This window comes from Oleiphilus sp. HI0128 (assembly GCF_001635365.1).
In genome coordinates this window covers 1-427 of record NZ_LWGG01000598.1, presented here as the reverse complement: position 1 = coordinate 427, position 427 = coordinate 1, and the positions used below count along the sequence as shown (strand labels likewise).

General features: G+C 43.1%; 1 protein-coding gene. It reads left to right on the top strand.

Annotation, left to right across the window (positions count from 1 at the left end; translation table 11 throughout):
* Nucleotides 1-427 (top strand): adenosylhomocysteinase (locus A3763_RS07265; RefSeq protein ID WP_197482830.1); only part of this gene is annotated, 427 nt, incomplete at both ends.

Here is a 427-nt window from a genome sequence, read left to right as displayed (position 1 = left end):
ACACGGGTTCTGTAGAAGGTATTAACAAGCTACTAATGGAAACAACCGACCTGATTGTTACCACGACAGGTAACGTCAATGTCTGTGATGCAAGTATGCTTAAGACACTTAAGAATGGCGCTATTGTTTGTAACATCGGCCACTTCGATAATGAAATTGACACGGCTTATATGCGTGAAAATTGGGAATGGGACGAGATTAAGCCACAGGTTCACAAGGTTTATCGTGACAAGGGAGCTGATGATCACTTGATTCTTCTTTCTGAAGGTCGCTTGGTTAACCTGGGTAATGCCACGGGTCACCCTAGCCGAATTATGGATGGCTCATTCGCTAATCAGGTACTGGCCCAAATCTATCTTTATGAACGTAAATTCGCTAACTTGATGGAAGCAGAGAAGAAGGAAAGCATCTACGTTAAAGTACTTCC